Origin of the sequence: Streptomyces sp. NRRL F-5123 (genome assembly GCF_000721495.1) — a bacterium.
Taxonomy (GTDB): Bacteria; Actinomycetota; Actinomycetes; order Streptomycetales; family Streptomycetaceae; genus Actinacidiphila.
The window spans coordinates 49,934-71,431 of sequence record NZ_JOHY01000031.1 but is presented as its reverse complement, the minus strand read 5'-3'; the positions used below and the strand labels follow the sequence as shown (position 1 = coordinate 71,431).

Below are 21,498 nucleotides of genomic sequence, written 5' to 3'. Positions count from 1 at the left end.
CGCCACGCGCCCCGCACCCCCACTGCCGTACGACTACCCGACGACTGTAGGGCCGCCCGGTCACCGCGGGCCACCGTTCCGTCACCGACCTCCGCGGAGCCGTCAGGCGGGGACGGCCCGTACGTCGATCGCGTCGTGTTCCGGGTTCGGCATGCGCCAGACCTTGAGGACGGTCACCCGCAGGCCCAGGGCCGTGAACGTGTCGCCCGTGCGGACGTTGCGGTCGACGAGCTGCTGCGGGGTCGCCTGGGCGACATACAGCGGGAGGGCGTCCGACGGCGTGTCAGGGGCGGGCTTCGCGGCGCTGAGACCGACCTTCGTCCCGTCCGCGCGCTCGGCGCCGAAAGGCGGGTTGCGGATGCTGAACCACCGCTGGACGGTGATCCGCTGGACGCCCGGGGCGTGCGAGGCCAGCGGCGGGGGCTGCTTGGCGTCGCGGGCCCTGTCGACAAGCGTGACCGTGAGGAACGCGACGGCGCCGAGTGCCACGAGGGCGGCCAGGACGATCGTCAAGGTGCTGCGCGACCGCCGCGCGCCACTCGCCGCTTCGCCCTCGACCTGTGGCGTCCGTGTCCCCTGCATGCTCATCGCGTCCCCCCGGGTGTGTGCGTTGCGCGCCGTTGCGGCGCGTCGCAGCCTTGGACGGCAGCGGGCGGCGATGCGTTCCCGCGGTCTCGGTCCGGCGGCGGAGGGCGGGGCGGGGCCACCGCTGGTTGTGGGGACCGGAGCGCAGTGGCTACGGTCGGCGTAAGCGGCAGATCACGCTGGGGGGTTCGTGGTGACGGGTGTGGACATCGCGATCGGCTGCACGTGTGCGTGGCTGGTGCGGACGGCCCGGCGGGCGGCGGGGCAGCCGGACGCGGACGGCGACCGCGAGGCGGACGCGCGCATGCGGCACCTGCACGAACTGGTGGCGGGCGCGCTGGGCGAGGACTCGGCGCTGCGCCTGGCGGGCGAGGAGGCCGCGGCGGGGGCGGGCGAGATCTCGGAGCGGACCCGGCGGCGGCTGGCCGACGCCCTGGACGAGGCCGTCGAGCACGACGCCGCGCTGGCCGCGGCGCTCAGAAGCGCTGTGGCCGCCCTGCAGTCCGGCCCGTCCGGGGGCGGTGGAGGCGCAGACGTCCGCGCGGAGGGCGGGGCGGTGGCCGCGCTCCGGATGGGCCGCGTGCGGATGGGTCTCCCGGCGGGCGGTGAGCGGGCGGCAAACCCTCCGCTGCCGGGTTCGCCGCAGGGCTGAGCGGACCCGGTACGGGCGAGACCCGGTTGCTGCGGCCGCGCGTCCCGGCCGCGATGGCCCCTCTCGCCCCGGCCCGGCCCGTCATCAGCGGCCACGACGGGGCGATCGTGGCCGGTGAGGCGGGTGACATCCACCAGCACCACCACTACGGAGCCGCGGCGGCTCCCGAGCCGACCCGCTGGCCGGTGCGGGTGGGGCTGGTGCCCCCGGCGGCGGACTGCTTCCAGGAACGCGGCGTGATCAGGGACCTGGACCTCGCGCTCGACCCGCCCGGGACGGCGGTGCCGTGCGAGGTGCTGACGGGGATGGGCGGGGTCGGCAAGACCCAGCTCGCCGCCCGGCACGCCCGCAACGCCCTGCTCGGCCAGAAGATCGACCTGCTGGTGTGGGTGACGGCGTCGAGCCGGCAGGCGGTCATCGACGCGTACGCCGAGGCCGCGGAGAAGGTCATGCGGCCCAAGGGCGACAACCCGGCGCGCGCGGCCGAGGACTTCCTGATCTGGCTGGAGCCCCGGCCGGCCTCCCCGGCCGCCCAGGTGCGCTGGCTCGTGGTCCTGGACAACATCATGGCTCCGGCCGATCTGACCGGCCTGTGGCCGCCGGAGAGCCCCTGCGGGCGGACGGTCGCGACCACGCGCAGCCGGGACGCCGCGCTGTCCAGGGCCGACCGCCGCACGGTCACCGTCGGCCTGTTCACGCCGGACGAGGCGACCGCCTACCTCACGTCCTCGCTCGCGGCCCGCGGCAGGACGGAGCCCGCCGAGGAGGTCGCCGGACTGGCCGCCGATCTGGGGCTGCTGCCGCTGGCGCTGTCGCAGACGGCCGCCTATCTCGTCGACGCCGGGATCAGCTGCGCGGGCTACCGCGAGCGCCTGGCGGACCGGGCGCGGCGCCTGGACGAACTGCGGCCCGCCACCCTGCCCGACGACCAGACGGCGAGCGTGGCCGCGGCCTGGTCGCTGTCGCTCGACCGCGCCGATGCCCAGGAGCCCGCCGGACTCGCCCGCCCCCTGCTGCAACTCGCCGCGATGCTCGACTCCAACGGCATCCCCGTCCCCGTCCTCACCGGCCCGCATGCCCTCGGCCATCTGACCCGCGCCGCCGCGGACCGGTGGCAGGGGCGGAAGGTGACGCCGGAGAAGGCGGTGGCGGCATTACGCGTACTGCACCGGCTGAACCTGCTCGACCACGACGCCGAGGCCGTTCCCGGCTCCGTCTACGTGCACCAGGTCATCCAGCGGGCCGTCCGGGACACCCTCGGCGGACCCGAGCAGGACGCGCTCGCGCGTACGGCCGCGAACGCCCTGACCGCGGCCTGGCCCGAGGTGGAACGCGACACCGGCCTCGCCCAGGCCCTGCGGGCGAACGCCCTCGCCCTCGCCCGCACGGCCGGTGACGCCCTGCACCACCCCGGCGTCCACGCGCTGCTCTACCGCTTCGGCAGGAGCCTCGGAGTGGCGGGCAGGGCCGACGCCGCCGTCGACCACTTCCAGCAGCTCGCCGACTCCGCCCGCCGCCACCTCGGCCCCGACCACCCCGACACCCTCGCGACCCGGCACGACCTGGCGTACTGGCGCGGCGCGGCGGGGGACGCGGCCGGCGCCGTGGCCGCCTTCGAGACGCTGCTCGCCGAGCGGCTGCGGGTGCTGGGCCCCGACCACCCCCACACCCTCACCACCCGCGGGAACCTCGCCTACTGGCAGGGCGGCGCCGGGGACGTGGCCAACGCGACCGCCGCGCTCAAGCAGTTGCTGGACGACAGGACCCGGGTGCTGGGTCCCGACCACCTGGACACTCTCGCCACCCGCCACAACATCGCCAGGCTGCGGGCACGCGGCGGCGACACCGAGGACGCCGCCGCCGAGTCGGAGGAGCTGCTGGCGGACAGGCTGCGGGTGCTGGGGCCGGACCATCCCGACACCCTCGCCACCCGGCACGATCTCGCCTGCTGGCGAGGAGCCGCCGGTGGCGTCGCCGGTGCCGCAGCCGCGGGCGCCGAGCTGGAGGAGCTGCTGGCGGACAGGCTGCGGGTGCTGGGCCCGGACCACCCCGACACCCTCGCCACCCGGCACCAACGGGCCAGGCTGCGCGGCGAGTCCGCGGACGTCGTCGGGGCGGTGGCCGAATTCGAGGCGCTGCTGCCGGACGTGACCCGGGTGCTGGGCCCCGACCACCCGCAGACCGTGGACGTCCGGGACAGCCTCGCCTACTGGCAGCAGGACGACGAGCCGGTCACCCGCAAGATCATGCCGAAGAGGACGCGTCGCCCGGCTGGTCCGGAAACCGAGGCGTGACCCGATCGTTTTCAGCCAACCGGGGACACCGTGTTCCTTCCGTCCGGGCCCGCCCTACGGGCGTTGATCACTGATCCGGGTCATCCGAGGTCAGGTCGAACGGAAGTGCGTACTCGGGAGTAGTGGGCGAAATTCCCGTCACCCGTGGGAATTACCCGCCCAGGCGAATTCCCTTGCACCTGCAAACCCGGGTTATTTCCCGCTACACGCACCGTAGTTGACCAAAGCATGACTGTTCGAGCGAACCGTGCAAGTGATCGACTTGCCCACGGCCCACCGAGGGCCCCACACGGAGGAGTGCACCCATGAAGAAGCAGATAGCCGCTGCCGTCGCCACCGCCGGACTCGCCCTGTCGTTCGGCGTCGCAGTCGCACCCAGCGCCTCGGCCCAGTCGTCCAGCTACTGCAGCTACACCAACAGCCAGCCCCAGGTCGGCTACGGCAGCACGGGGGCGGCCGTCCAGCAGGTGCAGTGCGAGCTGTTCTACTCGGTGGCTTCCAGCTACCTCACCCGTGACGGCATCTTCGGCGATGCGACCAAGGCCGACGTGAAGAAGTTCCAGGGATGTGTGGGCCTGACGGCCGACGGCATCGTCGGCCCCAACACCTGGAACGCGCTCAACTACTGGACCACGGCTGGTTTCGCCTGCTGACGTCCTGCACTACGCGTCAACGGAGGAGTTCACCCCATGAAGAAGCAGATCGGCGCGGCCCTGGCCACCGCCGGGCTCGCCCTGTCGTTCGGCGTCGCCGTCGCGCCCAGCGCCTCGGCCCAGTCGTCGTACGAGTGCAGCTACACCAGCAGCGAGCCCCTGGTCGGCTACGGCAACGCCGGGGCGGCCGTCCAGCAGGTGCAGTGCGAGCTGTACTTCTCGCTGCTGTCCAGCAACCTCACCCGTGACGGCATCTTCGGCGCGGCGACCCAGGCCGACGTGCGGGCCTTCCAGAGCTGCGCCCACCTCACGGTCGACGGCGTCGTCGGCCCCAACACCTGGGCGGCCCTGAACTACTGGACCGACGTCAACGGCTTCGTCTGCTGACGTCCGGTCCGCACCGCCCGCTGCAGCACCCGTAGAGGTCCGTCGGTCGCCCATGACCGGCGGCCTTCCGCATGTCCGGGGGTGTGTCAGCGGCCGTCGCCGAAGAAGCCCCCCCTCGCGGCCCCCGGGGCGCGGGGCCGTGAGGACGCGTACTCAGTGCGGCCAGTCGTCCGCGTAGGACGGCGACGGGGTCGGTGACGGTGACGGTGCGGGGGTCGGCGGCGGGCCGTCGAGGGTGAAGGTGACGTGGCGGTCGTCGCCGGGGACGACGTCGATGAAGCGGACGGTGTAGCGGCCGACGTGCAGGGTCTGTCCGGCGCGCACCTGGTAGACGTCCCCGGCGTTCGTGCCGTTGTCCCTGAGGGACAGCCGGTCCCAGGGTTCGCCGGGGGCGTCGCCGCTGGTCGACATGATGCCCGCGAAGAAGTCGCCGTAGCGGAACGCGCCCCGGCCGAGCGCGTGCACGTCCGAGGCCCGCACGCCCGGAGGCAGCGGGTGGTGGGCGTACGTGCGGTGCGACGACCGGCCGAAGAGCGCCACGGCGAGATACGCGGCCGCGCCGACGGCGACGAGAGCGGCGACCGCGAGGGTCAGGGTGTTCCTAGCGGGGCGCCGCATCGCCGTCCTCCGGTCCGTCCACCGTGAAGGTGACGTAACCGTCGCGGGAGCCCGGGACGACCTCCGCGACGGTCAGGGTGTAGCGGCCGACGCGGACGGTCTCGCCGGGGCGCACGGTGGGGTCGGCCCGGGTGTCCGTGCCCTTGTCGCGCAGGGCCAGGTGGGCCCAGGGGTCAGCGGGGTCCTCGCTGGTGCCGGCGATACCGGCGACGAGGTCGCCGCGCCGCAGCAGCGCCCGGCGGCCGAGGCGGCGTACGGGAAGCATGGTCAGACCACCTCCGGGGTGAAGGAAACCTCGTCGCACAGCTTGCGGTACTGGTCCTCGGTCAGCGTGACCAGATGGTCCTTCGAGCCGTCAGCCCCCCAGGGGTTCATCACCTCGACGGTCGGCGGATGGGAGTTCATGTTCACCGACCGCACCGTGTACTCGTGGTCGCTGACCATCCGCGTGTCGTTCTTGTCGGCCTTCGAGTTGCTGCCGATCGTGACCGCCTCGCCCTTGGACAGCCGGTCGTCGATGTCGGCCAGGGACACGTCCTTCGGGTTGTGCCGCTCGGCGTCCTGGCCGGTGAGGATGTCCATGCTCTGGTCGCCGAAGCCGCCCTCGATGTTGCCGTAGCCGCCTTTGTACTGGGCCAGGGCCTTCTCGTAGATCAGGGGCCACAGCACGTTCGAGGACGGCTCGGCGTACACGAGGCCGTCGTCGTTCCGCGGCATCTTGTTGTCGACGGTCACCTCGACCGGCTTGCCGGACTTGTCGTACAGGGTGACGGTGTAGGTGCCGTTGGGGTTCTGCCGGATGTGCTCGCGCGGGAAGTCGGGGTCCTGCTCCGTGACCGCCGCGAGGGATGCCATGAACCAGCAGTCGCCCACCCGGCCCATCGATATGTCCGCCGTGACGTCGGGCGCGCTCCCGTCCGGGGCGAAGAGCGGCAGGTCGACGGGCTCGTAGCGGGCGTCCTTGACGCTGTCCGTCTTCGGGTCCGGTTCCCACGGGAGGTTCGTCAGCTGGGCCTGGAGCCGGGTGAGCGTCTCTGGGCCGCACTCGGACAGCAGCATGTTCTCCCACTTCTGCTGCACGCCCCCGTCGGCGTCGCCGCCGCCCCACCACGACGAGCCCTCGCCGAGCTGGCTGTTGAGCTTCCTCAGCTGGTCGTCGCTCATCTGCGACATCACCGCGTCCAGCTCGGTCGGGGTGAGCTTTGCGAAGTCGTCGTAGACCTCCCCGGCGCCCTGGGCGGAGTTGGCCCACAGGAAGCCGCCGGAGTCGTCGATGTGGTCGTCGAAATACTCGAGCGCGTTGTCGATCTTCGTGCGGTCCGGCGGGGCCTCGTCGGAGAAGTCCAGTGCGGGGTCGACGGAGATGCCGACCAGTCCCAGGCCCTGGACGGTGTCCAGTTGGTCGCAGCGGCGCCCGAGGGACGCGGAGGTGTCGTCGAGTTCCTGGTGCAGCGACCCGGGCAGACCGTGGTAAAAGGCGGGCAGCACCTGGCCGACCAGCGGTTGCAGTGAGGGGCTGACCACGGCCGGCTTGCCGTCCATCAGTCCCTGCACCTCCATCAGCAGCCGGGCCAGCTCGCCGTGCATGGTGCGGGACTGCGGGCTGATGGTCTTCATGTTGCTTGCCATCGTGCGGATCTGCGGGGTGTCGAAGCCGTGGAAGCCCGAACCCGTCCCCCCGCCGGGGGCGTCGAGGCTCAATGTCCGCTCGCCGCAGGCGCCTTGGCGCCGGACTTGGCGGCCTCGTCGTCGAGCCGGTCGGCCTCGGTGACCCAGCGCCTGGCCTCGCCGAGGAGGTCGGAGGCCATGGTGGCGAGCTTCTTCTGCCGGTCGGCGAGGTCGGCCGTCGTCTGCGACGCGTAAGGGCCGTGCCAGATCGGCGGGTCGGCGGTGGCCTGTTTCACCGTCGTGGTGAGGTAGCCGCCCAGGGACCCGGCGAGCGTCCGCGCCCGGGACGCGCAGGTCCGTAGATCGGCCGCGCGCTGCTTCTTCTGCGCGGGTGTCTCCTCGCTGCCCACCGCACCCCCCGGGTAGCCGTGACGGCCGGCCGCCGGCCGGGGCGCCGCCAGGACGGCGCCGCACCGTTTGACTGCGCGGGGGGAGCGCGGGGTTCCGGCGGCGCGGGAAATGGCGCAATTACGCAGCGCGCCCGGCCGCCGCGGGGCTCACGCGCCCTCCCCGAGCACCTCCGCGACGAGTTCGCGCTGTGCCGGGGTCAGGGTCGGGTCGGCGGCCTCGATCGTGCGGCCGTCGACGGTGACGGTGTACGTGAAGCCGTCGCGCGTCGGCGTCGGGACCGTGGGGGGTGCGGCCAGGGCGGAGCGGGCCAGGGCGTGGAGGTGATCCGCGTCCGGGCGGGCGGCGGTGTCCAGGACGGCGTGCCGGGACAGGCCCGCGAAACCGCCGGAGCGGGTCACCTCGATACGCATCGGCGGGCTCACACCTCCTGGGGCTGGCCGGGCTGCTGGCGGGGGACGCCGGTGCCGTGGTGCGCGGCGGGCTTGACGCCGACCTCGTGCCAGGCGGCCTGGACCGCGCGGCTCTCGTCCCCCTCACCGTAGCGTGCGGTGGCCGCGGCGACGGTGGCCGCGGCGAAGTCGGCGAACTGGGCGTCGGCGGAAAGGGATCCGCCGGTCAGGGTGTCGTACCAGACCTGGCCGGCCTTCTCCCAGGCGTGGCCGCCGATCGCGGCCGCGGTGAGGTAGAAGGCGCGGTTGGGGATGCCGGAGTTGATGTGCACGCCGCCGTTGTCCTGGGAGGTGCGCACGTAGTGGGCCATGTCCGCGGGCTGCGGGTCCTTGCCGAGCCGCGGGTCGTCGTACGCGGTGCCGGGCTCCTTCATCGAGCGCAGGGCGACGCCGTGGACGCCGGGGGCGAGCAGGCCCGCCCCGATGAGCCAGTCGGCCTGGTCGGCGGTCTGCCCGGCGGCGAACTGCTTGATGAGGCTGCCGAAGACGTCGGACACCGACTCGTTGAGCGCGCCGGACTGGCCCTGGTAGTCCAGGTTGGCGGTGTACTGCGTCACGCCGTGCGTCAGCTCGTGGCCGATCACGTCCAGCGGGAGGGTGAAGTCGAGGAAGATCCGGCCGTCGCCGTCCCCGAAGACCATCTGCTCGCCGTTCCAGAAGGCGTTGTTGTAGTCCTTCAGGTAGTGCACGGACGCGACGAGCGGCAGGCCCTGGTCGTCGATGGAGTGCCGGCCGTAGGCCTTCAGATACGTCTCGAAGGTCGCGCCGAGCGCGTCGTACGCGCGGTTGACGCTCGCGTCGGCGGACGGGGCGGCGCCCTCGGCGCGCACCTTGCTGCCGGGCAGGTTGTCCTGGTGCCCGGCGTCGTAGATCGTGCGCTGCGGCTTGTCGGACGCGGCGCCGGTGTGCCGCACGGTGGGGCCGAGCGCCGCGGCCAGGTGCCGCCGGGTGCGCTCGCGGGCGTCGTGCTCCAGGGTGCGGCGGGCGGGGCCGGACAGCGCCGGGTCGTCGTGACGGGCCAGTTTGTCCAGGACGTGCGGCGGGATGATCGTGCAGAAAACGGGCGTGATGGCAGCAGAGGTGTCCATATACGCAATGTGGCACTGTCCGCACGTTCTGTCACCGCTTGTGCGGGAGATTGACGAGAATGAGCGAAAGGTCGGTATTTTGGTGGACACCACCGGTCATCTTGCATGCTGAGAGGAAGCGCACACCGACTGCGTGAAACCGGCCCGCCCGGGTTAGGGTCGTTCCCGTCATGAGTTTCGGGCTGCTTCTCCTTAGCTGCCGCGGCGAGGGCCTGTAGTCGTAGGCCGACCCCCTCCCCGCGGAGTTCGGCGTTTCCCAGCCGTCGGCCGTTCTCGAAGCGGACCCCGAGGAGAGCAGAACCCATGAGCACCCCCCAGCGTGTCGGCAAGCCCACGCCCATCACTGCCGCGAGCGTCACCCAGCGGCCCAGCGGGATGCCGATCCACAAGTACGGCCGCTACGAGCAGGTCGACCTGCCCGACCGCACGTGGCCCGACGCGCGCGTCACCAAGGCCCCGCGGTGGCTGTCGACCGACCTGCGGGACGGCAACCAGGCCCTCATCGACCCGATGTCGCCGGCCCGCAAGCGCGAGATGTTCGACCTGCTGGTGCGCATGGGCTACAAGGAGATCGAGGTCGGCTTCCCGGCGTCCGGCGCGACCGACTACGACTTCGTGCGCTCCATCATCGAGCAGGGCGCGATCCCCGAGGACGTGACGATCTCCGTCCTGACCCAGGCCCGCGAGGAGCTGATCGAGCGCACCGTCGAGGCGCTGCGCGGTGCCCCGCGCGCCACCGTGCACCTCTACAACGCCACCGCCCCGGTCTTCCGCCGCGTCGTCTTCCGCGGCAGCCGCGAGCAGGTCCGGCAGATCGCGGTGGACGGCACCCGGCTGGTCATGGAGTACGCCGACAAGCTGCTGACCGACGAGACGGTCTTCGGCTACCAGTACAGCCCGGAGATCTTCACCGACACCGAGCTGGACTTCGCGCTGGAGGTCTGCGAGGGCGTCATGGACGTCTGGCAGCCCGAGGCCGGCCGCGAGATCATCCTCAACCTGCCCGCGACCGTCGAGCGCTCCACCCCCTCCACGCACGCCGACCGCTTCGAGTGGATGTCCCGCAACCTGTCGCGGCGCGAGTACGTATGCCTGTCCGTGCACCCGCACAACGACCGCGGCACCGCCGTCGCCGCCGCCGAGCTGGCCCTGATGGCGGGCGCCGACCGCATCGAGGGCTGCCTGTTCGGGCAGGGCGAGCGCACCGGCAACGTCGACCTGGTCACCCTGGGCATGAACCTGTTCAGCCAGGGCGTCGACCCGCAGATCGACTTCTCGCAGATCGACGAGATCCGCCGCACCGCCGAGTACTGCAACCAGATGGAGGTCCACCCGCGCCACCCCTACGCGGGCGACCTGGTCTACACCTCCTTCTCCGGCTCCCACCAGGACGCCATCAAGAAGGGCTTCGAGGCGATGGAGGCCACCGCTGCCGCCGCCGGGAAGACCGTGGACGACATCACGTGGGAGGTTCCGTACCTGCCCATCGACCCCAAGGACGTCGGCCGCTCGTACGAGGCCGTCATCCGCGTCAACTCGCAGTCCGGCAAGGGCGGCGTGGCCTACGTGCTGAAGAACGGGCACAAGCTGGACCTGCCGCGCCGCATGCAGATCGAGTTCTCCAAGATCATCCAGGCCAAGACCGACGCCGAGGGCGGCGAGGTCACGCCCGAGCAGATCTGGTCGGTCTTCCGCGACGAGTACCTGCCCACGCAGGACAACGCGTGGGGCCGTATCACCCTGCGCTCGGCCCAGGCGTCAACGTCGAGTGACGGAACGGACGCTCTTACGGTGGAAGCTGTCGTGGACGGCGAGCCGACCATGCTGAGCGGCAACGGCAACGGCCCGATCTCCGCCTTCTTCGACGCCCTGGGCAAGATCGGTGTGGACGCCCGGCTGCTGGACTATTCCGAGCACACCATGAGCGAGGGCGCCTCCTCGCAGGCCGCCTCCTACATCGAATGCGCCATCGGCGGCCGCGTCCTGTGGGGCATCGGCATCGACGCGAACACCACGCGGGCCGCGCTCAGCGCCGTCGTCTCGGCGGTCAACCGCGCCGGTCGCTGACCCCTCCGGGGCCCGTTGCGAGCCCGTTCACCAATCGGGCATAACGCCACGAATCGTTCTACGCGTACGGGGGCAGTGGGGAATTGCCCCCGTACGCGGTACTGACTGCGCCTCACTGATGTGGCTAACATCACGGCGTACGGCACCGTCGCCGGGGCTTCACCGCGCACGCAGCGCATGATGCAGCGCACGCACGGGCCGATGCGGGCGATGCGAGTGCGTACCGGGACGAGGACGGGCCGGAGGGTGCAGCGTGAAGGTGCTGGGGCTGATGATCTGGGGTGTGCGCACGTCCTGGCACACCGAGGACGACGGTGAGTTCTTCTGCCCCGACTGCGGGGGCGACCGCAGCTACCACCGCAGAACGGGCACCCGCCGCCTGACCGTGCTCAGCGTGCCGCTGCTCAGCCGCGGCAGCGCGGGCTCCGTGATCGAGTGCTCCGCCTGCCACCGCCACTACGACTCCTGCGTGCTGCTCACCCCCACCACGACCCGCTTCTCCGCGATGCTGCGCGACGCCGTCCACACCGTCGCGCTCGCCGTGCTCACCGCGGGCGGCACCGGCGGCCGCCCGGCCCGCGACGCCGCCGTGGGCGCGGTGCGCGCGGCCGGCTTCAGCGACTGCACCGAGGACCAGCTGCTCGGCCTGCTCGCCGCGATCGTCGCCGACGAGGGCCGCTACGGCGCCTCGCAGGAGCTGGGCCACTACTCCTTCGCCGACCAGCCCATCGACGGCTGCGGCAGCTGGCTGTCCATCGAGCTGCACGAGGCGCTCGAACCGCTCTCCGACCACCTCGACGACCTCGGCCGTGAGCGGGTCCTGCTGCAGGGCGCCCACATCGCCCTCGCCGACGGCCCCTACCTGCCCGCCGAGCGCGAAGTCCTGGAGGCGGTCGGCCGCTGCCTGTCGCTGAACCGCGACGACATCGACCGGCTGCTGGCCGCGGCTGCGACCACGGGCTGACTCCCCCCGTCGTCAGGTACCTCCCCGCGCCTACTCCGCGGGGAGTAACAGCCCTCCGCGATCGTCGCAGGGAGTAACGCCCACTTCACTCCTGAGCCCGATGATCCGCACTCCCCGTGACGAGACGCTGGTGTGGTCAGCCAGCGCACGTCGGAGGGGAGGCCCGATGAGGGCCACGGATCGTAACAGCGCAGAGAACAGCCAACGCAACGTGACCGCACCGGGCCCCGCGCCCGGCGGCGGGACGGCGACCGCGCAGCGGCGGCCCGCCGGTGACACGAGCCCGCCCGCAGGGGGCGGCGGCGGAAGATCCACGGGGCGGCGGGGGCTGCCGTGGGCCGTGATCGGACTGTGGATCGTCGTGCTCGCCGTGGCCGGCGTCTTCGCCGGCAAGCTCAACGGCGTCAAGCACGACGAGGCCGTCGACTACCTGCCCGCGAGCGCGCAGTCCACCCAGGTCGCCAAGATCCAGCAGCAGATGGCCGGCGGCAGCGCCACCGACCTCGTGCTCGTCTACGACCGGGCCGGCGGGCTGACCGCCGCCGACAAGGCCACCGCCGCCCGCCAGGCCGCCGAACTGGGCCGCGCCTACCCGCTGGCCGCCCCCACCCCGGCACCCGTCACCTCCGCGGACGGCCGCACGCTCATGGTGCCGGTCTCCCTGGCCGAGAGCGCGGGCAAACCCGAGGACGTGGTCAAGGAGGTACGGGACAGGCTCGCCGCCGACCGCCCCGCGGGCCTCACCCTCGACGTGGGCGGACCCGGCGCCGCGCAGGGAGACGCCAAGGAGGTCTTCGCCAGCATCGACGGCACCCTGCTCGTCACCACCGCCGCCATCGTCGCCCTGCTGCTCATCCTCACCTACCGCAGCCCCTTCCTGTGGCTCGTACCGCTCGGCGTCGTCGGCGTCGCCGCGGGCACCTCGATGGCCATCGTCTACGGCCTGGTCAAGGCCTTCGGGCTGACCGTCTCCGACATGAGCTCGTCGGTCATGACCGTGCTGATCTTCGGCGCGGGCACCGACTACGCCCTGCTGCTCATCTCCCGCTACCGCGAGGAGCTCCGGCGCGAGCCCGAACCGTACGCGGCGATGCGCGCCGCCCTGCGCGGTGTCGGCCCCGCCGTCCTGACCTCCGCCGCCACCGTCGTCGCCGGCCTGCTCTGCCTGCTGGCCGCCGACCTCAACAGCAGCCGCGGCCTCGGACCCGTCGGGGCCGTCGGCATCGTCTGCTCGCTCGCCGCCATGACCACGCTGCTGCCCGCCGTGCTCGTCCTGCTCGGCCGCCGCGTCTTCTGGCCCCTCATCCCGGTGTACGGCAGCACGACCCGCTCCCGGCGCGGCATCTACCGGCGCATCGGCCTGTTCGTCACCCGCCGTCCGGTCGCCGTGCTGGCCGCCTCCACCGTCGCCGTCGGCGCGCTCGCCCTCGGCATCGGCAACCTGCCCGGCGCCCTCCACCAGGACGACACCTTCACCAGCACCCCGGAATCCGTCTCCGCCGACCACGTCCTCCAGCGCGCCTTCCCCGAACGCAGCGCCCAGGCCATCACCGTCGTCGTCCCCACCGCGAAGGCCGCCACCGCCAAGGCCGCCGCCGCGGCGACGGACGGCGTCGCCGGTGCCGCCACCGGACGCTCCGGCCGCGGCTGGACCGAGATCAACGTCTACGCCACGGCCGCGCCCGACACCGCGGCCGAGAAAGCCACCATCAAACGGCTGCGGGCCGCCACCGCCGCGGACCACGGCCTCGTCGGCGGCGCCAGCGCGCAGGCCATGGACACCGCGACGACGTCCTCGCGTGACCGCGACCTCGTCATCCCGCTCGTCCTCGCCGCGGTCTTCCTGCTCCTCACCGCCCTGCTGCGCAGCCTCGTCGCCCCGCTGCTGCTCACCGCGGCGATGGTCCTCGTGTGGGCCGCCGCCCTCGGCATCGGAGGCCTCATCTTCGGCCCCGTGCTGGGCTTCCACGGCATCGACCCCGGCCTGCCGCTGCTGAGCTTCGTCTTCCTGGTGGCGCTCGGCGTCGACTACGGCATCTTCCTGATGCACCGCATGCGCGAGGAAGCGCGTGCCGGGGCGGGCCCGAAGGACGCGGCGGTCGCCGCCCTCGACACCACGGGCGGCGTCATCGCCTCCGCGGGCATCGTCCTCGCGGCGACGTTCACGGTCCTGGCGTCCCTCCCGCTGGTGATGATGGTCGAGATGGGCCTCGTCATCGCCCTCGGCGTCCTCCTCGACACCTTCGTGGTCCGCCCCTTCCTCGTCCCCGCGGCCACAACCCTGCTGGGCAACCGGGTGTGGTACCCCGCCCCCATACCGCCGGCCAAGCGGTAGGGGCGCTCCCTACTGCGTAGGGCGCCACGCACCAGGGGCGCGGGGAGGGTGCGCGTGCCGCGCGGGGTACACCAGGGGCGCGGGGAGGGTGCGCATACCGTGCCGGGCACACCAGGGGCGCGGGGAACTGCGCGAGCAACCACCCACCGGCCGGTGGTCCGTGGGGGCCCCGCCCAGGCGAAGCTCTGGGGGAGGACCGTACTGCCCCCTCGGGTCGGTGACGACCCGCGCCCCGGTGGGGGCTGGGCGGTACCCCCACGCGCCCCTAAAACGCTCGCCCTGTGCGGTAGCGCAAGACGCTCGCCCTGTGCGGTAGCGCAAGACGCTCGCCCTGCGCGGTAGCGCAAAACGCTCACCCCGCGCGGGGCAGGCGCAGGCGCAGCCTGAAACGCCTGCCCCGCGGCGCAGCCGCAGCCTCAATACGCCGCCCCGCGAGGGGACCTCATCGCGGAAGATGGAGCCGTGCTCAAGAGTCTCGACCTCAGCGTGAGGTCCCCCAAAGCGGCGGAGCCGCACGCCGCGGCGGAGCCGCCCGACGTGTCGGGGCGGGACATCGCACTGGCGGTCGTGGTCCTGGCGGCCCAGGCCGCAATCGCCCTGGCGCTGCCGGAAGCCCCCCGAAGCCACCGCCCCGACGCAGTCGGCTGGCTCCTGCTGGCGGCCAGCGCCGCCGTCCTCGTCTGGCGGCGCCGCGCGCCGATGTGGTGCCTGCTCGGCATGCTCGTGGTGGTCGCGCCCTACCACTACCTGGAGAACATCCAGGAAGCCCCGTTGCTCTCCAGCGTCGTCGCCCTGTATTCGGTGGCGGTCGCGGGACCGCCGCTGCGGACGTTCCTGGCGGTGCCGTCCGTCTTCGGCCTGATGGCCACCGTGATGACGTTCATCCACAAGCCCACCGCGGGCAGCGCGATGCTCCAGGGGGCGGGCTGGATAGTGGCGGTAGCGGTGGTCGGCGAGGTCGTCCGGATGCACCGGACGTACATCGCCGCGATCAAGGAGCGCGCCGACCGCGCCGAGCGCACGCGTGAGGAGGAGGCGGCCCGCCGGGTCGCCGAGGAGCGGCTGCGGATAGCGCGGGATCTGCACGACCTGCTCGCGCACAGCATCACCCTCATTGGCGTGCAGACGTCCGTGGCCGCGCACATCCTGGTCGCCGACCCCGAGCGGCTGGACCGCACGGCCGTGGCGGGCGCGCTGGACGCGATCGCCGAGACCTGCCGGGAGGCGCGCGCCGAGCTGCGGACGACGCTGAAGGTGCTGCGGGCCGACAGCGGCGGCCCGCTGCCGGACCTCGAGGGGATACCGGCACTGACCCGGGCTGCCGAGGCCGCGGGCGCCAAGGTCGAGCTGGACCTCGACACGAAGCCCCTGCCGGTTCCGCCCGCGGTGGGTGCGGCGGCGTACCGGATCGTGCAGGAGTCGCTGACCAATGCCGTACGGCACTCCGGCGCGCTCTCCCCGCTGGTGCGGGTGCGCGTCGTGCGCGAGGGCGAGGCGCTGCACGTGTCCGTCGAGGACGACGGTCCCGCGTCGGTCAAGCCCCCCGAGGACGGGCGGCCCGAGGGCTTCGGGCTGGTGGGCATGCGCGAGCGGGCCCGCAGCGTCGGCGGCACCTTCGCAGCGGGCCCGCGGACGGGCGGCGCCCCGGGCTTCTGCGTCCTTGCGGTGCTGCCGTGCACCGCACCCGAGGCCGACGAGGCGGCCGGCCGCGTCCCCGCACCCGCCGCCGAACCCGGCACCGACCATCACCAGGGAGAGCGCAGATGACCACACCCCCACCGATCCGGGTTCTGCTCGCCGACGACCAGACGCTGGTGCGGGCGGCGTTCGCGATGCTCGTCGAGTCGGCCCGCGACATGGAGGTGGTCGGCGAGGCGGGCAACGGCGCCGAGGCGGTGGCGGCGGCCCGCACCTCGCGCGCCGACGTCATCGTCATGGACATCCGCATGCCGGTGATGGACGGCATCGAGGCCACCCGCACGATCGCCGCCGACGACGACCTCGCCGGGGTACGGATCCTGGTGCTGACCACCTACGACGACGACGAGCACGTGGTGGCGGCGCTGCGCGCGGGCGCGTCCGGCTTCATGGTCAAGGACACCCGGCCCGCCGAGCTGCTGGACGCGATCCGTACCGTCGCCGCCGGTGACGCGCTGCTGTCGCCCGGCCCCACCGCCCGGCTCATCGCCCGGGTGCTGCGGCTGCCCGACCGCCCGCCGGTCCCGGTGCCCGCCCCCGCCGCCGGACGGCTCGCCGGGCTGTCCGACCGCGAGCGCGAGGTGCTCACCCTGGTCGCCCGCGGCCTGAACAACACCGAGGCCGGCGAGGCGCTGGGCCTCAGCCCGCTCACCGCCAAGACCCATGTGAGCCGCATCATGGGCAAGCTCGGCGCCCGCGACCGGGCCCAACTGGTCATCGCCGCGTACGAGTCCGGCCTGGTCGCACCGGGTGCCGAACGCTGAGCCGGCCGCCGGGCAGGCACCCCCCGGGAGAGACGGCCCGCGGCGCTCGCGGCGTAGGCAAGAATGGGCCGTATGAGTCTGTTCCGCGACGACGGCATCGTGCTGCGCACCCAGAAGCTGGGTGAGGCGGACCGGATCATCACGCTGCTGACCCGGCGGCACGGCCGGGTGCGCGCGGTGGCCCGCGGGGTGCGCCGCACGAAGTCGAAGTTCGGCGCCCGGCTGGAGCCCTTCACCCATGTCGACGTGCAGTTCTTCGCGCGCGGCGGCGACCTCGTCGGCCGCGGGCTGCCGCTGTGCACGCAGAGCGAGACCATCGCCCCGTACGGTGGCCCCATCGTCGCCGACTACGAGCGCTACACCGCGGGCAGCGCCATGCTGGAGACCGCCGAGCGCTTCACCGACCACGAGGGCGAGCCCGCGGTGCAGCAGTACCTGCTGCTGGTCGGCGCCCTGCGCACGCTCGCCGCCGGGGACCACGACGCCCGGCTCGTCCTCGACGCCTTCCTGCTGCGCTCACTCGCCGTCAACGGCTACGCCCCCAGCTTCGACGACTGCGCCAAGTGCGGCATGGCCGGCCCCAACCGCTTCTTCGCCGTCGGCGCGGGCGGTGTGGTCTGCGGGGAGTGCCGCGTACCGGGAAGCGTCGTACCCTCGCGGGAGTCGCTGGAACTCCTCGGCGCGCTGCTCGGCGGCGACTGGGAGACCGCCGACGCCTGCGAGCCGCGGCACTGCCGCGAGGGCAGCGGGCTGGTCGCGGCCTACCTCCAGTGGCACCTGGAGCGCGGCCTGCGCTCCCTGCGCTTCGTCGAGAAGACCGAGAAGTCTGAGAAGACAGAGAAGCCTGAGAAGTCAGAGAACACCGGCAAGGCCGCCGCGCCGGCCGAGATGTAGGAGAAGCACGAGCATGGCACGTCGCGGGATTCTGGCCCGGAACCGGACCTCCTACCGCACTCCCGACCCGCACCCTTCCGGCGCCAAGCCGCCGAAGCTCCCCGCGGAGCTGGTGCCCAAGCACGTCGCGATCGTCATGGACGGCAACGGCCGCTGGGCCAAGGAGCGCGGCCTGCCCCGCACCGAGGGCCACAAGGTCGGCGAGGGCGTCGTCCTCGACGTCCTCAAGGGCTGCCTGGAGATCGGCGTCAAGAACCTCTCGCTCTACGCCTTCTCCACCGAGAACTGGAAGCGCTCGCCCGACGAGGTGCGCTTCCTGATGAACTTCAACCGCGACGTCATCCGCCGCCGCCGCGACGAGATGGACGAGCTCGGCATCCGCATCCGCTGGGTCGGCCGCATGCCGAAGATGTGGAAGTCGGTGGTCCAGGAGCTCCAGGTCGCCCAGGAGCAGACCGTCGGCAACGACGCGATGACGCTGTACTTCTGCCTCAACTACGGGGGCCGCGCGGAGATCGCCGACGCGGCGCAGGCGATCGCCCGCGATGTCGCCGCGGGCCGGCTCGACCCGGGCAAGGTCAACGAGAAGACCTTCGCGAAGTACCTGTACTACCCGGACATGCCGGATGTCGACCTCTTCCTCCGCCCGAGCGGCGAGATGCGCACGTCCAACTACCTGCTGTGGCAGAGCAGCTATGCGGAGATGGTCTTCCAGGACGTCCTGTGGCCCGACTTCGACCGCCGCGACCTGTGGCGCGCCTGCCACGAGTTCGCCAGTCGCGACCGCCGCTTCGGCGGGGCCCTCCCGAACGAGGCCGGAGCCTCCTGAGGCTCCTACCGCTCCGCGCAGTCGCGGCAGGTGCCGAAGATCTCGATCGTGTGGTCGACGTCGACGAAACCGTGGTCGGAGGCCACCGCCTCCGCCCATTTCTCGACCGCGGGGCCCTCGACCTCGACCGCCTTGCCGCAGGAGCGGCAGACGAGGTGGTGGTGGTGCCCGCCACCCGAGCAGCGGCGGTAGACGGACTCGCCCTCACCCGTACGGAGGACGTCGATCTCGCCCGCGTCCGCGAGGGACTGGAGCGTGCGGTAGACGGTGGTGAGGCCCACCGAGGCGCCGCGGTGCTTGAGGATGTCGTGCAGGTCCTGCGCGCTGCGGAATTCGTCGACCTCGTCGAGCGCCGCCGCGACGGCCGCCCGCTGGCGGGTCGCGCGCCCGGCGACAGGGGGAGCGCCGGCGGGGGCGGACTGCTTCGTGGTGGTCACCGGTGCCTCCTCATGACGGCGTGCGCGTCCCGACGCCCCCATTGTGCCAGCCCCGGCGCAGCCGACCGAGCCGCCGGAGCGCGGGGGAGCCCGCGGCGGCGAAGAGCAGGAAGAGGGCCAGGGCGGCGAGCACGATGCTGGAGCCGGGCGGCACGTCGGCGTAGTACGAGAAGACCGTGCCGGACAGCGCGACCGTGACGCCGATCACCACGGACACCGCGAGCGTCCACGCGAAGCCCCGGGTGACCTGCTGGGCCGCGGCGACCGGGATGACCATGAGCGCGCTGACCAGCAGCAGCCCCACCGCCCGCATCGCCACCGTGACGGTGACGGCGGCGGTCACCGCGAGCAGCAGGTTGAGCGCCCGCACCGGCAGCCCGCCGACGAACGCGAACTCCTCGTCCTGGCAGACGGCGAACAGCTGCCGCCGCAGCACCAGCACTACGAGCAGCACGAACGCCGCGAGCGCGATCATCGGCGGGATGTCCTGCGGGGAGACCGTGCTGATGGAGCCGAAGAGATATGTGGCCAGGTTGGCGTTGGAGCCGTTGGGCGCGAGGTAGATGATCATCACGCCGCCGGCCATGCCGCCGTAGAAGAGCATTGCGAGCGCGAGGTCGCCGCGCGCCTTGCCGTAACTGCGGATCAGTTCCATCGCGAGGGAGCCGGCCACCGAGACGGCGACGGCCGTCCACACCGGGCTGACCTGGAGCAGGAATCCCAGCGCGACACCGGTGAGGGCGACGTGGCCGATGCCGTCGCCCATGATCGCCTGCCGCCGCTGCACGAGGAAGACGCCGACGGCGGGCGCGGTCGTCCCGACCAGCAGGGCGGCGAGCAGCGCGCGCTGCATGAAGGCGTAGTTCAGGAGGTCCATCGGTCCAGCGGTCCCTTCACCGGAGCGGTCGCGGGGTCGGCGTGCGGGTGCAGGGCGGTCTGCGAGGGCAGCGCCGGCTCGCGCGGCGGGCCGGTGTATTCCACCCGGCCGTCGCGCAGCAGCACCGCGCGGTCGATGAGCGGCTCCAGCGGCCCCAGCTCGTGCAGCACGAGCAGCACCGACGTGCCGGCCGCGGCCTGCGTGCGGACGGTGCCGGCCAGCACGTCCTGCGCGGCCAGGTCGACGCCGGCCATCGGCTCGTCCATGACGAGGAGCTCGGGCTCCCCGGCCAGCGCGCGGGCGATCAGCACCCGCTGGTGCTGGCCGCCGGACAGCGCGTCGACGCTCTCCCGGGCCCGGTCGGCGAGCCCCACCAGCTCCAGCGCGCGCGTGACGGCCGCCCGGTCGGCCCGGCGCGGCGGGCGCAGCCCCGTGCGGGCCAGCCGCCCGGAGGCGACGACCTCCCGTACGGTCGCGGGCACCCCGGCGGCCGCGGTCGTGCGCTGCGGCACGTAGCCGAGCCGGGCCCACTGCCGGAAGCGCGCGCCCGGCGTGCCGAACAGCTCCCACGCGCCCGCGGTCAGCCGCACCCGGCCGACCGCGGCGCGTACGGCCGTGGACTTGCCCGAGCCGTTCGCGCCCAGCAGCGCCACGACCTCGCCGGGCCCCACGGCCAGGTCGACGCCGTGCAGCACCTCGCGGCCGCCCAGCTCGGCGTGCGCGCCGCGCAGGCTCAGGACGGGGCCGGTCATTTGCGCACGCCCAGCGCCTGCCGGAGGGCGGCGAGGTTGCTGCGCTGGACGGCGAAGTAGTCCTTGCCGCGGGACTTGTCCGTGATGCCCTCGATCGGGTCGAGCACATCGGTGCGCAGGTGCAGGTCGCCCGCGACGGTCTTCGCCGTCCTGTCGCTGACCAGCGTCTCGAAGAAGACGGTCGTGACGTGCTCGCGCCCGGCCAGGTCGTGCAGCGCCTTCATCCGGGCGGCGCTCGGCTCGGACTCGGGGTCGATGCCGTTGATCGCCTCCTCGACCAGGCCGTAGCGCTCGGCGAGGTAGCCGAAGGCGGCGTGGGTGGTGACGAACGTGTCGGTGGAACGGTTCCGCAGCCCGTCCCGGAAGGCGGTGTCCAGCGCGCCGAGCTGCGACACGAGGCCGGCGGTGTTCTTCCGGTACGCGGCCGCGTGCGCGGGGTCCGCGGACTCCAGGGCCTTGCCGACGCCCTTGGCGACCTCGGCGTAGCGCACCGGGTCGAGCCATACGTGCGGGTCCGAGCCGGCGTCCTCGTCGCTCTCGCCGCCGGTGCCGTTGTCGCCGGTGGTGTGGTGGCGGCCGTCGACCTCGGTGCCGTGGTCCTCCAGCGTCGTGAGCTTCGCGGCGTCCACGGTGTGCCGGACGCCGGACTGCGCGACGGCGTCGTCCACGGCGGGCTGCAGGCCGTGCAGCGAGATGATCACGTCGGCCTTCGTCAGCGCCGCGATCTGCCGGGGGGCCAGCTCCAGGTCGTGCGGCTCGACGCCGGGCTTGGTCAGGTCCGTGACCTGCACGTACGAGCCGCCGATGCGCTCGGCGAGGAATTCCAGCGGGTAGAAGGACGCGGTGACCTGCAGCTTCCCGTCGCCCTTCCCTTCGCCGCCCCCGGCGGCCGAGGAGCCGGACGAGCCGGAGCAGGCGGTCAGTGCGGGCACGGCCAGGGCGGCGACGGCAGCGAGCGCGGCGGCGGGTATCAACCGGCGACTGATGTTCATGACAGTCATTTTCATCTCAGTTGGAAACGATTGTCAATTGCGTCGCGGACGGTGCGGTCCCGGGCCCGTCCTTGCAGGCCGCCCAATGGATTTGATATGCGCCCCGTCCCCGCCGGTAATCTGGGGCACTGACCCCTTCGTCGC

The 21,498-nt window shown here is 72.8% G+C and carries 21 protein-coding genes and 1 pseudogene; 11 read left to right on the top strand and 11 right to left on the bottom strand.

Features of this window, described 5'->3' with window-relative positions:
* Window positions 1-102 precede the first annotated feature (102 nt).
* On the bottom strand, window positions 103-513 hold the full coding sequence (locus IH54_RS0123370) for a hypothetical protein (RefSeq protein ID WP_031520033.1): 411 nt from the start codon (window positions 511-513) through the stop codon (window positions 103-105).
* A 274-nt stretch (window positions 514-787) separates the two neighbouring features.
* On the opposite strand from IH54_RS0123370, the gene IH54_RS41870 reads away from it, so the two are divergent.
* The 4 genes from IH54_RS41870 (at window position 788) to IH54_RS0123350 (ending at window position 4,571) form a co-directional block, all read left to right on the top strand.
* Window positions 788-1,237 (top strand): hypothetical protein, encoded by a 450-nt coding sequence (locus IH54_RS41870; protein WP_052397774.1) that lies wholly within the window; start codon window positions 788-790, stop codon window positions 1,235-1,237.
* A 26-nt stretch (window positions 1,238-1,263) separates the two neighbouring features.
* Complete coding sequence (locus IH54_RS0123360) at window positions 1,264-3,531, top strand: tetratricopeptide repeat protein (protein WP_063762359.1); 2,268 nt, start codon at window positions 1,264-1,266, stop codon at window positions 3,529-3,531.
* A 305-nt stretch (window positions 3,532-3,836) separates the two neighbouring features.
* Window positions 3,837-4,184, top strand: a complete 348-nt coding sequence (locus tag IH54_RS0123355) for a peptidoglycan-binding domain-containing protein (protein ID WP_031520023.1) — start codon at window positions 3,837-3,839, stop codon at window positions 4,182-4,184.
* Window positions 4,185-4,220: 36 nt separating this feature from the next.
* A complete protein-coding gene (locus IH54_RS0123350; protein ID WP_052397773.1) occupies window positions 4,221-4,571 on the top strand; it encodes a peptidoglycan-binding domain-containing protein in 351 nt (116 codons plus the stop codon).
* Between the two features lie 153 nt (window positions 4,572-4,724).
* Here IH54_RS0123350 and IH54_RS0123345 read toward each other — a convergent pair whose 3' ends face one another.
* The 6 genes from IH54_RS0123345 to IH54_RS0123320 form a co-directional block, all read right to left on the bottom strand.
* A complete protein-coding gene (locus tag IH54_RS0123345; protein WP_031520020.1) occupies window positions 4,725-5,189 on the bottom strand; it encodes a hypothetical protein in 465 nt (154 codons plus the stop codon).
* Window positions 5,173-5,454: a hypothetical protein gene (locus tag IH54_RS0123340; RefSeq protein ID WP_031520018.1), complete on the bottom strand. Its 282-nt coding sequence runs from the start codon at window positions 5,452-5,454 to the stop codon at window positions 5,173-5,175. The genes IH54_RS0123345 and IH54_RS0123340 overlap by 17 nt, the downstream gene beginning before the upstream one ends.
* 2 nt (window positions 5,455-5,456) lie before the next feature.
* Window positions 5,457-6,890 carry a C2 family cysteine protease gene (locus IH54_RS0123335; protein WP_031520016.1) on the bottom strand — a complete coding sequence of 478 codons (1,434 nt, stop codon included), beginning with the start codon at window positions 6,888-6,890 and terminating at the stop codon, window positions 5,457-5,459.
* Window positions 6,887-7,207: a hypothetical protein gene (locus IH54_RS0123330; protein WP_031520013.1), complete on the bottom strand. Its 321-nt coding sequence runs from the start codon at window positions 7,205-7,207 to the stop codon at window positions 6,887-6,889. The genes IH54_RS0123335 and IH54_RS0123330 overlap by 4 nt, the downstream gene beginning before the upstream one ends.
* Before the next feature lie 147 nt (window positions 7,208-7,354).
* Window positions 7,355-7,618, bottom strand: coding sequence for a protealysin inhibitor emfourin (locus IH54_RS0123325; RefSeq protein ID WP_031520011.1), 264 nt, complete (start codon window positions 7,616-7,618; stop codon window positions 7,355-7,357).
* A gap of 8 nt (window positions 7,619-7,626) precedes the next feature.
* Window positions 7,627-8,745 carry a M4 family metallopeptidase gene (locus tag IH54_RS0123320; RefSeq protein WP_052397772.1) on the bottom strand — a complete coding sequence of 373 codons (1,119 nt, stop codon included), beginning with the start codon at window positions 8,743-8,745 and terminating at the stop codon, window positions 7,627-7,629.
* Between the two features lie 303 nt (window positions 8,746-9,048).
* Here IH54_RS0123320 and leuA point away from each other — a divergent pair, with 303 nt between their 5' ends.
* From leuA to IH54_RS0123285, 7 genes and pseudogenes are all read left to right on the top strand, one after another.
* Window positions 9,049-10,812 (top strand): 2-isopropylmalate synthase, encoded by a 1,764-nt coding sequence (leuA, locus tag IH54_RS0123315; protein WP_031520006.1) that lies wholly within the window; start codon window positions 9,049-9,051, stop codon window positions 10,810-10,812.
* A 271-nt stretch (window positions 10,813-11,083) separates the two neighbouring features.
* Window positions 11,084-11,776: a TerB family tellurite resistance protein gene (locus tag IH54_RS0123310; RefSeq protein ID WP_052397782.1), complete on the top strand. Its 693-nt coding sequence runs from the start codon at window positions 11,084-11,086 to the stop codon at window positions 11,774-11,776.
* Between the two features lie 211 nt (window positions 11,777-11,987).
* Window positions 11,988-14,111, top strand: coding sequence for an MMPL family transporter (locus tag IH54_RS0123305; RefSeq protein WP_324607812.1), 2,124 nt, complete (start codon window positions 11,988-11,990; stop codon window positions 14,109-14,111).
* Window positions 14,112-14,573: 462 nt separating this feature from the next.
* A complete protein-coding gene (locus tag IH54_RS0123300; protein ID WP_063762358.1) occupies window positions 14,574-15,878 on the top strand; it encodes a sensor histidine kinase in 1,305 nt (434 codons plus the stop codon).
* A complete protein-coding gene (locus tag IH54_RS0123295; protein ID WP_031519997.1) occupies window positions 15,875-16,573 on the top strand; it encodes a response regulator in 699 nt (232 codons plus the stop codon). The genes IH54_RS0123300 and IH54_RS0123295 overlap by 4 nt, the downstream gene beginning before the upstream one ends.
* 72 nt (window positions 16,574-16,645) lie before the next feature.
* A pseudogene (recO, locus tag IH54_RS0123290) lies at window positions 16,646-17,389 on the top strand (DNA repair protein RecO); the annotation flags it as partial.
* A 91-nt stretch (window positions 17,390-17,480) separates the two neighbouring features.
* Window positions 17,481-18,296, top strand: coding sequence for an isoprenyl transferase (locus tag IH54_RS0123285; protein WP_031519993.1), 816 nt, complete (start codon window positions 17,481-17,483; stop codon window positions 18,294-18,296).
* Window positions 18,297-18,301: 5 nt separating this feature from the next.
* On the opposite strand, the gene IH54_RS0123280 is transcribed toward IH54_RS0123285, so the two are convergent.
* Genes IH54_RS0123280 through IH54_RS0123265 form a run of 4 tightly spaced genes read right to left on the bottom strand, consistent with a single transcriptional unit; the run spans window position 18,302 to window position 21,354 of the window.
* Window positions 18,302-18,775 carry a Fur family transcriptional regulator gene (locus IH54_RS0123280; protein WP_078862457.1) on the bottom strand — a complete coding sequence of 158 codons (474 nt, stop codon included), beginning with the start codon at window positions 18,773-18,775 and terminating at the stop codon, window positions 18,302-18,304.
* Entirely contained in the window at window positions 18,744-19,610 is an 867-nt protein-coding gene (locus tag IH54_RS0123275; RefSeq protein ID WP_052397771.1) for a metal ABC transporter permease, read from the bottom strand. Before IH54_RS0123275 ends, IH54_RS0123280 begins: the two co-directional genes overlap by 32 nt.
* Window positions 19,598-20,362, bottom strand: coding sequence for a metal ABC transporter ATP-binding protein (locus IH54_RS0123270; protein WP_031519988.1), 765 nt, complete (start codon window positions 20,360-20,362; stop codon window positions 19,598-19,600). Before IH54_RS0123270 ends, IH54_RS0123275 begins: the two co-directional genes overlap by 13 nt.
* Window positions 20,359-21,354, bottom strand: coding sequence for a metal ABC transporter substrate-binding protein (locus IH54_RS0123265; RefSeq protein WP_031519986.1), 996 nt, complete (start codon window positions 21,352-21,354; stop codon window positions 20,359-20,361). Before IH54_RS0123265 ends, IH54_RS0123270 begins: the two co-directional genes overlap by 4 nt.
* Window positions 21,355-21,498: the final 144 nt, after the last annotated feature.